This is a genomic window from Flavobacterium sp. (assembly GCF_965657075.1).
Classification (GTDB): Bacteria; Bacteroidota; Bacteroidia; order Flavobacteriales; family Flavobacteriaceae; genus Flavobacterium.
Map to the genome: position 1 here is coordinate 55744 of NZ_CBFHMV010000012.1, position 13924 is coordinate 69667.

At 28.8% G+C, this 13924-nt stretch carries 12 protein-coding genes and 2 pseudogenes; 13 read left to right on the plus strand and 1 reads right to left on the minus strand.

Annotated elements, in window-relative coordinates:
• The first annotated feature begins 28 nt into the window (after positions 1-28).
• On the plus strand, positions 29-757 hold the full coding sequence (locus tag ACTF56_RS08530; protein ID WP_438966475.1) for a head GIN domain-containing protein: 729 nt from the start codon (positions 29-31) through the stop codon (positions 755-757).
• A 54-nt stretch (positions 758-811) separates the two neighbouring features.
• Here the strand turns inward: ACTF56_RS08530 and ACTF56_RS08535 are convergent.
• A pseudogene (locus ACTF56_RS08535) lies at positions 812-1456 on the minus strand (ATP-binding cassette domain-containing protein); the annotation flags it as partial.
• A 216-nt stretch (positions 1457-1672) separates the two neighbouring features.
• Here ACTF56_RS08535 and ACTF56_RS08540 point away from each other — a divergent pair.
• The 12 genes and pseudogenes from ACTF56_RS08540 to queA all read left to right on the plus strand — a co-directional run bounded on the left by ACTF56_RS08540 (position 1673) and on the right by queA (position 13769).
• Positions 1673-2755, plus strand: a complete 1083-nt coding sequence (locus ACTF56_RS08540; protein ID WP_438966476.1) for a chorismate mutase — start codon at positions 1673-1675, stop codon at positions 2753-2755.
• 51 nt (positions 2756-2806) lie between these two features.
• Entirely contained in the window at positions 2807-4459 is a 1653-nt protein-coding gene (locus ACTF56_RS08545; RefSeq protein ID WP_438966477.1) for a hypothetical protein, read from the plus strand.
• Positions 4460-4604: 145 nt separating this feature from the next.
• Complete coding sequence (gene rsgA, locus ACTF56_RS08550) at positions 4605-5585, plus strand: ribosome small subunit-dependent GTPase A (RefSeq protein WP_438966478.1); 981 nt, start codon at positions 4605-4607, stop codon at positions 5583-5585.
• 30 nt (positions 5586-5615) lie between these two features.
• Complete coding sequence (locus tag ACTF56_RS08555) at positions 5616-5975, plus strand: four helix bundle protein (RefSeq protein ID WP_438966479.1); 360 nt, start codon at positions 5616-5618, stop codon at positions 5973-5975.
• Positions 5976-6037: 62 nt separating this feature from the next.
• Entirely contained in the window at positions 6038-6490 is a 453-nt protein-coding gene (dtd, locus tag ACTF56_RS08560; RefSeq protein WP_438966480.1) for a D-aminoacyl-tRNA deacylase, read from the plus strand.
• Between the two features lie 47 nt (positions 6491-6537).
• Positions 6538-8433, plus strand: a complete 1896-nt coding sequence (locus ACTF56_RS08565; protein WP_438966481.1) for a DUF3857 domain-containing protein — start codon at positions 6538-6540, stop codon at positions 8431-8433.
• 65 nt (positions 8434-8498) lie between these two features.
• Entirely contained in the window at positions 8499-10436 is a 1938-nt protein-coding gene (locus ACTF56_RS08570) for a DUF3857 domain-containing protein (protein WP_438966482.1), read from the plus strand.
• Position 10437: 1 nt separating this feature from the next.
• A complete protein-coding gene (locus ACTF56_RS08575; RefSeq protein WP_438966483.1) occupies positions 10438-10617 on the plus strand; it encodes a hypothetical protein in 180 nt (59 codons plus the stop codon).
• Entirely contained in the window at positions 10614-10940 is a 327-nt protein-coding gene (locus ACTF56_RS08580; protein ID WP_438966484.1) for a nucleotide pyrophosphohydrolase, read from the plus strand. The genes ACTF56_RS08575 and ACTF56_RS08580 overlap by 4 nt, the downstream gene beginning before the upstream one ends.
• 30 nt (positions 10941-10970) lie before the next feature.
• Positions 10971-11333 (plus strand): annotated as a pseudogene (locus tag ACTF56_RS08585) (four helix bundle protein).
• Positions 11330-12574 carry a 3-phosphoshikimate 1-carboxyvinyltransferase gene (gene aroA / locus ACTF56_RS08590; protein ID WP_438966485.1) on the plus strand — a complete coding sequence of 415 codons (1245 nt, stop codon included), beginning with the start codon at positions 11330-11332 and terminating at the stop codon, positions 12572-12574. Before ACTF56_RS08585 ends, aroA begins: the two are co-directional and overlap by 4 nt.
• A gap of 145 nt (positions 12575-12719) precedes the next feature.
• Positions 12720-13769 carry a tRNA preQ1(34) S-adenosylmethionine ribosyltransferase-isomerase QueA gene (gene queA / locus ACTF56_RS08595; protein WP_438966486.1) on the plus strand — a complete coding sequence of 350 codons (1050 nt, stop codon included), beginning with the start codon at positions 12720-12722 and terminating at the stop codon, positions 13767-13769.
• Positions 13770-13924: the final 155 nt, after the last annotated feature.

Below are 13924 nucleotides of genomic sequence, written 5' to 3' on the forward strand. Positions count from 1 at the left end.
ATCTTTAAAAAACAATAAATATTTACATATGAAAAAATTAATTATAGTATTTAGTCTTTTAGTATTAATTAGTTGCGATGAAAATCAGTTGCTAGAATCTACAGGTGCGATAATTTCAAAGGAGATTTCAGTTGGATTTTTTGACAAGGTCAACATTTCAGAAGGAATTGAATTACACATAATTGATGAAATAACTTCAAAAGTTGAAATTATAGCAGGAAAAAATGTGATTGATAAAGTAAGTTTTTCAGTACTTGATAACCAACTTTTTATAGATGCAACAAATGCTTCGCAATCTTTTCAAAGCTATGAACCTATAAAAATTTATATTTCCGTGGATGATTTACATACAATATATTCTTCATCTCAATTCAATGTTTTTTCAGAAAACGAATTGAATTTTAATAATTTTCATTTACAATCAGGTTTATTTGCTGACACTGCTTCGGGAGAATTTCATTTAGATGTGAACTGCACTAGTTTAAGTATTGAAGACAATGGTGTAAGTTTTTATAACATTTCTGGAACTACAACCGAATTAACAGTAGGTTTTTACAATGGTGATGTACGTTTTGATGGAACAAATTTAGTAGCTCAAAATGTCCATGTATTTCAAAGAAGCTCCAACGATATAATAGTAAATCCTCAACAAAAAATTACAGGAACCATATACAGTACAGGAAATGTAGTGTTAAAAAACAATCCACCAATAATTGATATTCAAGTGTTATATCTCGGACAGTTGGTTTTGGATTAATTTCAGAATTGATTATTTTGTTTTCTCTCTAAACAGTTGTTCCAAACTTCCTTTAATTTCACTAATTTTTTGGTCAGCTACAATTTTTCCATGATGGATAATAATAATTCTATCACAAATGGCTTCTACTTCTTGCATAATGTGTGTAGAAAGAAAAACCGTTTTATCTTTACCAACATTCTTAATAACTTGTCTTATTTCCACCAATTGATTTGGATCTAAACCCGTTGTTGGTTCATCCAAAATTAAAACCTCTGGATTGTGCAATAAAGCTGTTGCTAAACCAACACGCTGCCTGTAACCTTTTGATAATTGACCTATTTTTTTATGACTTTCAGGAGTTAAACCAGTCAACTGAATCACTTCTTCAATTCGAGATTTATCAACCTTATAAACATCAGCATTAAAAGCCAAATATTCACGAACATATAAATCCAAATACAACGGATTATGTTCTGGCAAATAACCAACAGATTTTTGAACTTCTTTTTGAGAAGTCACTACATCATTTCCATTTACAGAAGCGCTTCCTTCATCTGATGTAATATAAGTCGTCAAAATTTTCATCAAAGTCGATTTTCCAGCACCATTTGGACCTAAGAAACCTACAATTTCTCCATTTTTAACTGAAAAAGAAACATTGTCTAATGCTTTTTGAGCACCATAATTTTTGGTTATATTTTTAACTTCTATTGACATGTTGTTATATTTATAGCAAATGTAATAATTTATTAAAGAAATTAGAGCTTGTTAAATGATGAAAAAATAAATTAACAAAACTTTATTTTTTTATGTAGTTTTAGAAAATGTTTTACTTAAAGTTTTTCATAATTTTACCACTTTAATAAAGTTATAAAGCGATTTAAATTTAAATGATTTCGACTTTCATAAATCCAAGCTTTACAAACTACTCGTATGGAAAATAAAAAAGAAATGAGAACATGGTTAGATGATTTTAAATTAGATCATCCTCTAGTAATTGCTGGACCATGCAGTGCAGAAACGGAAGAACAAGTTTTGAAAATTGCACACGAATTGAAAGATTCAGATGTAAGTATTTTTAGAGCTGGAATTTGGAAACCAAGAACTCGTCCAGGTGGATTTGAAGGTGTTGGTGAAATTGGATTAAAATGGTTGCAAAAAGCTAAAGCTGAAACAGGTTTGCTAATGGCAACTGAAGTAGCAAATGCAGCTCACGTGAAATTAGCTTTAGAACACGACATTGATGTTTTATGGATTGGAGCAAGAACAACAGTTAATCCATTTGCAGTTCAAGAGATTGCTGATGCTTTAGAAGGAACTGATAAAATTGTATTAGTTAAAAATCCAGTAAACCCAGATTTAGCGTTGTGGATTGGTGGAGTAGAGCGTTTATACAAAGCAAATATCAAAAAACTTGGCGTAATACACAGAGGTTTTTCCACCTACGAAAAAACGAAATACAGAAATATTCCAGAATGGCAAATTCCAATTGACTTGCAAAATCGTTTTCCAGATTTACCTTTAATTTGTGATCCATCGCACATTACAGGAAAAAGAGACATGATTCAAGAAGTGTCACAACAAGCTTTAGATATGAATTTTGACGGATTAATAATTGAAACTCACATCGATCCAGATAATGCTTGGAGTGATGCTGCGCAACAAGTAACACCAACGACTTTAAAACAAATTTTCAAAGATTTAAGGGTTCGAAATGAATCGGATGAAACTGGAGAATACAATAGTAAAATGAACGGTTTGCGTTCTCAAATTGACGAATTTGACGGTAAATTATTAGAAATTCTAGGAAACAGAATGAAAGTTGCCGATAAAATTGGTCTATTAAAAAAAGAGAAAAACGTTGCCATTCTTCAAAACAAGCGTTGGAACGAAATTTTAGGAAAAATGATTCTAGAAGGTGAAGAAAAAGGATTGAGTAATGATTTTGTAATGCAGTTATTCAAGGCTATTCACCAAGAGAGTATCAATCACCAAGAAAAGATTGTAAATAATTAATTGTTAAAATAATTTTCATATCATTGCAAAAAAAATAAAACAGTAAAATTCATGAAGAACTTATTTTCGTTTTTAGTAGTATACCTTTTGTTTTGTTCCAATTCGTTTGCTCAATATGATATGGAAAACATCAAAATTTCATATGGAACAGAATTGCCAGATGATAAAGCTAAAATTGTAAAAATTATTGGCGAAACGAATGGTAAAATTTATGCATTAGGTTTAAAAGGAAAGGACAAATATTTTCTAAAAACGTTTACTTCTTCTGACATGAAACTAATTTCTAATAATGAAATTGAATTACCTGAAATCAAAGATAAGGAACTAGAGTTTGAGGAAATTGCGGTTTTAGGAGAAAAATTATACATCATTGGAAGTGTTTATCACAAAAAAGATAAAATCTTTACTTTGGTTGGTTTAGAGTTAGGTGAAAACGGAAAATTAAAAAGTCAAATGAAAACTCTTTTCGAAGCTGGGGTAGCCCGAAATAATGAAAAAGGAGCTTTTTATTTTAAAATTTCTCCAGATGAAAACAATATCTTAATTATGCATACCGCTCTTTTTGAAAAAGAAAATGTTTTAAAGTATGAAATAAAATTGTTTGATAATTCATTAAATGAAACCTTTTCTAATATTGATAAAGTGTCTTTTGATGATGATAAAAAAGACTTTCAATTCACTATTTCTGATTTCGATTTAAATTATAAAAACGATGTGTTTTTGGTGGTAAATGAAAGTTACAGAAACTCAAAACTTAAAAAGAAATTTGAAAATTTTCAAGTTTTTGCTTTCAAAAAATCAAATGCTTATAAAAAAGATGTCATTGATATTGCAATAAATGATGTGGAAATTATTAATTGTTCATTATTGGCAACTAGTAATAATAAAATACAATTAGTTGGTTTTTATTCTTCAGTAAGAGAAAATGGTAAAGCCAACAAAGAGTTGAAAGGAGTTTACAATGCTACTATTGATTTGGAAACTAATAAAAATGATAACTTAAAGTTTAATGAGTTTGATTATGAAACCAAAGTAAAACTTCTTGGAGAAAGAAGAGCTAAAAAAGGAAAAGATGTTAAGCCTTTGTATTTTATTCATTCTATTATCGAAAAAAATGACGGTGGATTAATCGTTTTGTCCGAATATCAGTTGGTTAGTCAAGGTGCTTCAACTGGTTTTGGCCCTTTAGCTTTACAAACTATAGTTTATGTACGAAATGAAATGATTGTAACTTCATTAAAGCCTGATGGTTCTTTGGATTGGTCTAATGTTGTTGCTAAAGATCAAAATGCATCCATCTCAATTCCAAGTATTAATATTTTTGCAGTTGGCGGAAATCAAAATTTTGCAGTTGGAGTTAGTGCATCAATTCCATTAGGCGTTTTGGGTAAAGGACCAGAATACTTGAGTGCAATTCCTATTTATAAAGATGGTCAATTGAACATTATTTTCAACGACAACAAAAAAAATAAAGGCATTACTGATATTGAAGAAATTAAAAGTTTAGGCAATTATAACAATGCTGTTCCAACTTTATTTCGATTTGATGTTACAGGAAAAATAACACGATTTGATCCTGAAGAAGCTATTAAAAACGAATTAGTAATTCGACCAGGAGTGTATTACAGAAAAAGTGATAACGAATTTTTAATCTATGCTTCTAGAAAAAAATCTGATAAATTGGGAAGAATGATTATTCAATAATCATCAGATTAGTATAAAATTACAAGGAAAGGCTGTCTAATAGATGGCCTTTTTAATTTTTATAAAATAAGAAATACTATCTTTGTAATTCATAAGTTGTTTGTTAGAAACTTCTAACTATTAACTTCTAACTTCTAATTTAAAAATGACAGGAATTGTTTACAAATCTACTGGAAGTTGGTACACAGTAAAAACTAAAGAAGATAAGTTTTTTGAATGTCGTATCAAAGGAAAATTCCGAATGCAAGGAATAAAAAGTACTAATCCAATCGCTGTTGGTGATGTGGTTGATTTTGATGTAGATAATGTAGATGAAGCAACTATTGGAACCATTCATAAAATTCATGAACGTAAAAATTACATTGTCAGAAAATCCGTTAATCTCTCTAAACAAACTCATATAATTGCATCTAATATTGATGTGGTTTTTTTATTAGTTACCATAAATAACCCAACAACAACAACAAGTTTTATCGATAGATTTTTAGTAACAGCAAACGCTTACGGAATTGAAGCCGTTTTAGTATTCAATAAAATAGATACTTATGATGATACTACTTTGGATGAACAACTTTTTTTACAATACACTTATGAACAAATAGGTTATAAATGTTTACGAGTTTCAGCAACAGAAAATAAAGGTTTGGACCAATTAAAACAAATGATGGTTGGGAATGTTTCTATGTTTTCAGGACATTCAGGTGTTGGAAAATCAACTTTAGTTAATGCTTTAGAACCTGCTTTAAACTTAAAAACCAAACAAATTTCCGACCAACATCAGCAAGGTTTGCATACCACAACATTTGCTGAAATGTTTGATTTATCTTTTGATGCCAGAATTATAGATACACCAGGTATTCGTGGTTTTGGAATTGTGGATATGGAAAAACAAGAAATTGGTGATTATTTTCCTGAATTTTTTGTCTTAAAAGAAAACTGTAAATTCAATAATTGTTTGCACAAAGAAGAACCAAATTGTGCTGTTAAAGAAGCTTTAGACAAAGATGAAATTGCTTGGACAAGATATAAAACCTATTTACAATTGTTAGAAGGAGATGAAGACAATTACAGAAATGATATTTATGGTGACGATAGAGCCGCAAGCGATGAAACGAGGAAGAGTTAGTAATTAATGGTGAATTGTAAATTGTAAATTATGTCTGAAAATGTTATAAAAACAAAGTCATTTAACTTTGCATTGAGAATAGTAAAATTATATCAATTTTTATGTGCTAAAAAAAAAGAATTTGTTTTGAGCAAACAATTACTTCGAAGTGGAACCTCAATTGGAGCTTTAGTAAGAGAATCAGAACATGCAGAAAGTAAATTAGATTTTATACACAAATTAGCAATTGCTCAAAAAGAAGCTAACGAAAGTGATTATTGGTTAGAATTATTGTTTAAATCAGAATATTTAAACGAATCTCAGTTTAAATCCTTAAATTTAGATATAGTCGAAATAAATAAAATTTTAGCTTCTATAATAATTTCAACCAAACAAAATTTAAAAAAATAATAATTACATACATAACTCCTAACTTATAACTCACAATTCATAATTCACAATTCATAATTATTTTGAAAGCAGTAATTCAAAGAGTATCACAAGCATCTGTAACCATCGAAAATAAAATTGTGGCCCAAATTAATCAAGGCCTACTAATTCTAATTGGAATTGAAGAAGCAGATAATCATGAAGACATTAATTGGTTAACTTCAAAAATAGCCAATCTTCGAATTTTTGCAGATGAAAAGGATGTGATGAATGTATCGGTAAAAGATATTGATGGAGAAATTATTATCGTAAGTCAATTTACCCTTCATGCAGCCACAAAAAAAGGAAATCGACCAAGTTACATAAAAGCGGCAAAACCAGAAATTGCCATTCCTTTATATGAAAGTTTCATTTCTCAAATGGAAAAGGAAATAAGTAAAAAAATACAAACGGGTCAATTTGGAGCCGACATGAAAGTTGCATTAATCAATGACGGTCCGGTAACAATAATAATTGATACAAAAAATAAAGAATAATATAATTTCTTTTAATATTTTTTTATATTTGAGAATATTATATTCCAATGAAAAAAACAATCCTATATTTTGTCTTTTTAATTTCTCTATTTCAATCCATCTTTGCTCAAGAAATTAATTACATTGCCATATTTTCTGACTCATTGAAAGAAAATACAAATGCAATTATAAAAGAAAATACAGTCGAAATTGAAATTCCCACTTTTAATAAAATAAATATAAAAAAAAGAAGAGTCATTACCGTTTTTAATGAAACAGGTCTTCAACATTTAGATGCTTCTGAATATTTTGACAATTCAACAACTATTAAAAGTATAGAAGCAAAAATATACAACTCTGTTGGTTCAGAAATAAAGAAAATTAAACGAAAAGATTTTAAAGAAAATTCATTAAATCAAGGTTCCGTTATTACCGATAACCGAATTTTATATTTGGATTATACACCAATTCAATATCCGTTTACAATGGTTTATGAATCTGAAACATCTGGTTCAAACACCGCTTTTATTCCTTCTTGGAGTCCAATTGATGACTATTTTATAAGTACAGTAAGTTCAAAATTCATAATTACTTATGGTGAAGATGTAAAACTAAAATATAAAGAATACAACTTTGATGACAGAATAAAAAAAATTGAAGATAAAAATAGAATTGAATATGCCGTAAACAATATTATAGCTGTTAAAGGAGAACAATTGACACCTTCTTTTAGTAAATTTATTCCTTATGTAATGTTCGGTTTAGAAGAATTTGAAATAGAAGGTATAAAAGGAAATGCAAAAGATTGGGATTCATTTGGTAAATGGATGTATTCAAATTTATTGAGTGATACTGAAGAAATTCCAGAAGTAACAAAAAATAAAATTCAAGAACTCATAGGACAAGAAAAAGATACTATAGCAATTGCCAAAATCATTTATAAATATGTTCAAGATAAAACACGATATGTTAGTATTCAATTAGGTATTGGCGGTTGGCGTCCAATGTTAGCTAAAGATGTTGACCGATTAGGATATGGAGATTGTAAAGCGCTTTCAAATTATACAAGATCTTTGTTAAAAATCTTCAACATACCTTCTTATTACACTATTGTTTATGGTGATAATAATAAAAGAAGTCTTCAAAAAGATTTTGTTTCAATGCAAGGAAATCATATCATTTTGGGTGTTCCTAAACAAGACGAAATTATTTGGTTAGAGTGTACCAGTCAGTCGCAACCTTTTGGTTTTCAGGGTGATTTTACTGATGATAGAAACGTTTTAATCGTTGGAGAAGATAAATCTGAAATTGTAACCACCAAAGCATTTAATAACAATGCCAACTTGCAAACCACCAATGCAATCATAAGTTTTTCTGATGATGGTACAATTCATTGTGAAGCGACTATTAATTCAATAGGAATTGAGTTTGATGAAAAAATGTTTTTAGAATCTGAGACACCTGACAATAAGACTAAATATTATAAAAGCAGATTCGCTCAATTAAACAATCTTAAAATCATAAAAAATGAGTTGAATATCGATAAAGATAAAATTGATTTAAACGAAATATTGCAATTGAGTGCTTCTGATTTTCTAAAGAAAAGTGGTGATCGTATAGTTGTACCTATTAATGTGCTTAATCAAATTTCATACATACCTCAAAAATACAAGCAAAGAAAAAATCCTTTTGAAATTGAAAGAGGTTATCAATATTTAGACGAGTTAGAAATTACAATTCCTGAAGGTTACAAAATTGAAGCTATGTCAGAAGGTTTTGAATTAGATTCTAAATTTGGAAAATATAAAAGTACTTTGGAACAAAAAGAGAACAAACTTATTTTTCACAGAAGCTTTTTACTTCAAAAAGGATACTATCCAAATACAGAATACAATGATTATAGAAATTTTAGAGAACAAATAGCTAAATTTGAAAATATTAAAATTGTTCTAAAAGAAATATAGTTTATAAATTCAAGAGACTCATCACTATTTACAAATTCAATCTAACTTCAAATACAAATTTAATTATGAAAAAAATTTTATTATTTGCAATTGCATTATGTTATCAAACTATATTTTCACAAAAAACAGAATTAGGTAAAGTAACGGTTGAAGAACTGTCTGAAAAAATTCATCCTATTGATACTTCTGCAGCAGCTGCTTATATTTTTAAAACCGGTGAAACTAAATTTAATTTGAATACTGATGGTAATTGGACTGTTATGACAGAGGTGAAGGTGAAAATAAAAATATACAATAAAAAAGGCTTTGAAAATGCAAACAATCAAGTAGCTTATTTTGTTGGTGGTAATGCTTCAGAAAAAGTTTTTTTTTATGATGCTGTAACCTATAATTTGGTTGATGGAAAAATACAAAAATCTAAATTAAAATCTGAAGGAGAGTTTACCGAAAAAGTTAACGAAGACTGGAAAATAAAAAAAATTGTATTGCCAGCAGTTAAAGAAGGTTCAATTATAGAATACAGATATCAATTAATATCGCCATACATTACTAGAATAAATGACTGGTATTTTCAACATTCAATACCCGTAAATTATGTTAGTTACTCAACATATATTCCTCAATATTTTCAGTACAGAAGTGTGTTAACAGGATTTGAGAATATTGATGTTAAAAATGAAAATTTAAATAGAAACAATTATAATGAATTAAAAACGATTTATACAAAAGATAATATTCCTGCAATTTACGAAGAAGCTTATGTAAACAATATTAATAATTATACTTCAATATTAAAATATGAATTGTCAAAAATTGATTATCCAAATAATTATGTTGAAAATTTAGCTTTGGATTGGGATGATGTAACAAAACAAATTTATGATAACGATAGTTTTGGTAAAGAATTGAAATTTAATTCGTATTTTGAAGATGATTTAGTTCCTTTTTTGGAAGGTGTAAACACTAGAGATGAAAAAATAAAAGCCGTATTTAAATTCGTTAAAGATAAAATGGTTTGGAATGAAAATAACGGAATTTATTGTGATAATGGAGTAAAAAAAGCTTACAAAGATAAAACCGGAAATGTTGCAGAAATTAATTTAATGCTTGTTGCTATGCTAAAACATGCTGGTATTCAAGCAAACCCAGTTTTATTAAGTACTAAGTCTAACGGTATACCTGTGTTTCCTAACAGAACGGCGTTTAATTATGTTGTAGCTGCTGTAGAAATTGAAAATGATGTTATTTTATTAGATGCTACAAGTTCAAATACATTTCTTAATATTTTACCATCAAGAACCCATAATTGGGTGGGAAGATTAATAAGGGATTCTGGCAGTTCAACGGATATTAATTTAATGCCAAAAAAAATATCTAATGATAAAGTCATGATTATGGCAAATATAGATCCTTCTGGCACTATTGAAGGTAAACTAAGAGAGCAGTATTTTGATTACATAGCGTACTTTTTCAGAGAAAACAATGCTAAATTAAGCGAAGAATCGTACATTGAAAAACTTGAAAAAAGACATCAAGGAATTGAAATAGATGACTATTCTGTAGCTAATATGAAGGATTTGGAAAAGCCAATTGTTGAAAATTATTCTTTTAAACATTCCAATTTAGTTGAAATTATTGGGGATAAAATGTATATTTCTCCAATGATGTTTTTTGAACTGAAAGAAAATCCATTTAAGCAAGAAAAACGAAATTTTCCAATTGATTTTTCAATTCCGTTCAATGATTCTTATTCAATTTCACTAAATTTACCTGAAGGTTATGAAGTTGAATTCATTCCTGAAAAAATAAATTTAGCCATGCAAGATGACTACGGTTTTTATTCATTTAATATCAGTAGCTCTTTAAAAACCATTCAAATTTCTTCAACATTTAGTATTAATGCATCAATTGTTCCTGCTCAACATTATATGATGTTAAAAGATTTTTACAAATTGATGATTGAAAAACAATCTGAAAAAATAGTTTTAAGAAAAATGAAATAATATGAAACAAAAAATGCTCCAATTTTTTATTGGATTACTAATTTATGGAACCATAGGATATTTTATTATGTATTTTACCGAACCTGATCAAAATCCTTGGTTTTTTGCAATTACTTGGGGTATTACAATGGCAATTTTTGATGTATTATTTTTGAGAAAACCTAAAATTGATAAACAATGAACTTAAAAAATGCACAACTAGAAGTTGATAATTGGATAAAAGAACACGGTGTTCGTTATTTTAACGAACTTACTAATATGGCACAACTTACCGAAGAAGTAGGAGAGGTGGCACGAATTATTGCTCGCAGATACGGAGAACAATCTGAAAAAGAAAGCGATAAAAACAAAGATTTAGGGGAAGAATTAGCGGATGTAGTTTTTGTTGTTTTATGTCTAGCCAATCAAACGGGTATTGATCTTCAGGCTGCTTTTGATAAAAAAATGGATTTAAAAACCAATCGCGATCATGACAGACATCACAATAACGAAAAGCTGAAATAATTTTGAATGGTAAATGGTGAATTGTAAATTATGAGTGAAAATATAATTAAATCTAAATCATTTAGTTTTGCTTTACGTATTGTTAAACTTTATTAGTTTTTATGTTCTGATAAAAAAGAATACGTTTTGAGTAAGCAATTATTAAGAAGCGGAACGGTAATAGGTGCATTGGTTAGGGAAGCAGAACAAGCAGAAAGCAAATTAGATTTTATACATAAACTAGCAATTGCTCAAAAAGAGGCTAATGAATCTTATTATTGGTTAGAATTATTATATCAATCAGAATATTTAAATGAAACTCAATTCCAATCACTGAAATCAGATATTATTGAAATCAATAAAATTTTAGCATCAATTATTATTACAACTAAACAAAAAATAGGAAAAAAATGAACCTATTATTAAATTCACAATTCACAATTCACAATTCACAATTAAAATTAACTGGTTCAAAATCTGAAACCAACAGGTTATTATTGTTACAAGCTTTGTATCCAATTATTGAGTTAAAGAATATTTCTCAATCAGATGATTCTAACGTGATGGAAGAAGCATTACGAAATTCACAACTCACAACTCACAATTCACAATTAATTGACGTTCATCACGCAGGAACAGCTATGCGATTTTTAACGGCTTTTTTTGCTATTCAAGAAGGTAAAGAAGTTGTTTTAACGGGCTCTTCTCGAATGAAAGAACGTCCGATAAAAATATTGGTTGAAGCTTTAAAACAATTAGGAGCAGAAATCACGTATGAAGAAAACGAAGGTTTTCCTCCAATTCGGATTAAAGGGAAAAAAATCACAAAAAATAAAGTAACATTACAAGCAGATGTTAGTAGCCAATACATTTCTGCCTTACTTTTAATAGCACCAAAATTAGAAAATGGTTTAGAATTAACTCTCGAAGGAGAAATTACATCTATTCCATACATTAAAATGACATTAGCATTGCTAAACGAAATTGGAGTAGAAACATCTTTTAAAAACAATAGTATTACAGTAAAACCAAAATTCGTAATTCCTAATTCACAATTGGTAATTGAAAGCGATTGGAGTTCTGCTTCTTATTTTTTTTCAATAGTCGCGTTATCTGAAATTGGAACACAAATCAAATTGTCAAGCTACAAAAAAAATAGTTTGCAAGGCGACTCAGCTTTGGTTGAAATTTACAAAAATTTTGGAGTTGAAACCACTTTCAATGAAAATTCAATTACAATTTCAAAAATTAAATTCCACAACCTACAACCTACAACCTATAACCTAAAATCTTCTCCAGATATAGCTCAAACCATTGCAGTAACTTGTTTTGGATTAGGAATAGGTTGTCATTTGACAGGATTAAACACTTTAAAAATTAAAGAAACGGATAGACTTGAAGCACTTAAAACCGAATTGTCAAAATTGGGAGCAATTATTTCAGTCACAAATGATTCTCTAACAATCCAACAATCTAATACTCTAAATTCTAATATAGCAATTGCAACCTATCAAGATCACAGAATGGCAATGGCATTTGCACCTTTAGCACTAAAAACGTCATTAATTATTGAAGATGCCGAAGTCGTTTCCAAATCGTATCCAACTTTTTGGGAAGATTTGAAAAGTATTGGATTTAAAGTTAGTCAAGAATAATATATGCTAACTAGCAGCTATTGTTGCTTTTTTAAAAATAAACTCCTTTTTACTTGACAACGCCTATTTCATAATCGTATATTTGCAAACGTTTTTAAGTAAAGAATAATCTTAATACTTAATACTATAATCTTAATACATAAAAATGAAATTATCAAACTTCAGTTTCAATTTGCCAGACGAATTATTATCAGAATACCCAGCTGAAAATAGAGATGAATCAAGACTTATGGTTATCGACCGTAAAAAAGGAACCATAGAACATAAATTATTCAAAGATGTAATTGATTATTTTGACGATGGTGATGTAATGATTCTTAACAATACAAAAGTATTTCCAGCTCGTTTATACGGAAACAAAGAAAAAACAGGGGCAAGAATTGAAGTTTTTTTACTTAGAGAATTAAATTCAGAACAACGTTTATGGGATGTTTTAGTAGATCCAGCTAGAAAAATTAGAATTGGAAACAAACTATACTTTGGTGATGATGATTCTTTAGTTGCTGAAGTTATTGACAATACAACTTCTCGTGGTAGAACTTTAAGATTTTTATATGATGGTTCTTATGAAGAGTTTAGAAATAAATTAACAGAACTAGGAGAAACTCCTATCCCAAAATACATCACTAGAGAAGTAACTCCAGAAGATGCTGACCGTTACCAAACTATTTATGCAAAAGAAGAAGGAGCAGTAGCAGCACCAACTGCTGGTCTACATTTTTCAAAACATTTATTAAAAAGATTAGAAATTAAAGGAGTTGATTTTGCCGAAGTTACTCTTCACGTAGGTTTAGGAACATTCAATCCTGTAGAAGTGGAAGATTTATCTAAACATAAAATGGATTCAGAAGAAATGATAATCAAACAAGAAGCTTGCGATATCGTTAACAATGCCAAAGCAAACAAAAAAAGAATTTGTTGCGTAGGTACAACATCTATGCGAGCTGTTGAAAGTTCTGTTTCTTCTCAACAAACCTTAAATCCATTCGCAGGTTGGACCAATAAATTCATTTATCCACCTTACGATTTCGGAATTGCAAATTGTATGATTACCAACTTTCATTTACCTAAATCAACATTATTAATGATGATTTCAGCTTTTTGCGGCCATGATTTAATGAAAGAAGCCTATAAAATAGCCATAGAAGAAAAATACAAATTCTATTCTTACGGTGATGCTATGTTAATTATTTAATCTGAACTTGTTTAAGATTCTTTCAAATAAAAATTAAATCATAAAATCTCATCAGTAATGGTGAGATTTTTTAGTTTATTGTCTTGTCCTGAAAAAAGTTGACTAAATATTAAATAATATGTCAACAAAAAAGAAAATTTCAAAAATTCCGAGTT

Excerpts from the sequence above, each read along its gene's own strand:
- rsgA (WP_438966478.1), top strand. The coding sequence starts at position 4,605 with ATGACAGGAATTGTTTACAAATCTACTGGAAGTTGGTACACAGTAAAA.
- ACTF56_RS08565 (WP_438966481.1), top strand. The coding sequence starts at position 6,538 with ATGAAAAAAACAATCCTATATTTTGTCTTTTTAATTTCTCTATTTCAA.
- ACTF56_RS08570 (WP_438966482.1), top strand. The coding sequence starts at position 8,499 with ATGAAAAAAATTTTATTATTTGCAATTGCATTATGTTATCAAACTATA.
- ACTF56_RS08555 (WP_438966479.1), top strand. The coding sequence starts at position 5,616 with ATGTCTGAAAATGTTATAAAAACAAAGTCATTTAACTTTGCATTGAGA.
- ACTF56_RS08545 (WP_438966477.1), top strand. The coding sequence starts at position 2,807 with ATGAAGAACTTATTTTCGTTTTTAGTAGTATACCTTTTGTTTTGTTCC.
- ACTF56_RS08540 (WP_438966476.1), top strand. The coding sequence starts at position 1,673 with ATGGAAAATAAAAAAGAAATGAGAACATGGTTAGATGATTTTAAATTA.
- ACTF56_RS08575 (WP_438966483.1), top strand. The coding sequence starts at position 10,438 with ATGAAACAAAAAATGCTCCAATTTTTTATTGGATTACTAATTTATGGA.
- queA (WP_438966486.1), top strand. The coding sequence starts at position 12,720 with ATGAAATTATCAAACTTCAGTTTCAATTTGCCAGACGAATTATTATCA.
- ACTF56_RS08580 (WP_438966484.1), top strand. The coding sequence starts at position 10,614 with ATGAACTTAAAAAATGCACAACTAGAAGTTGATAATTGGATAAAAGAA.
- ACTF56_RS08530 (WP_438966475.1), top strand. The coding sequence starts at position 29 with ATGAAAAAATTAATTATAGTATTTAGTCTTTTAGTATTAATTAGTTGC.
- aroA (WP_438966485.1), top strand. The coding sequence starts at position 11,330 with ATGAACCTATTATTAAATTCACAATTCACAATTCACAATTCACAATTA.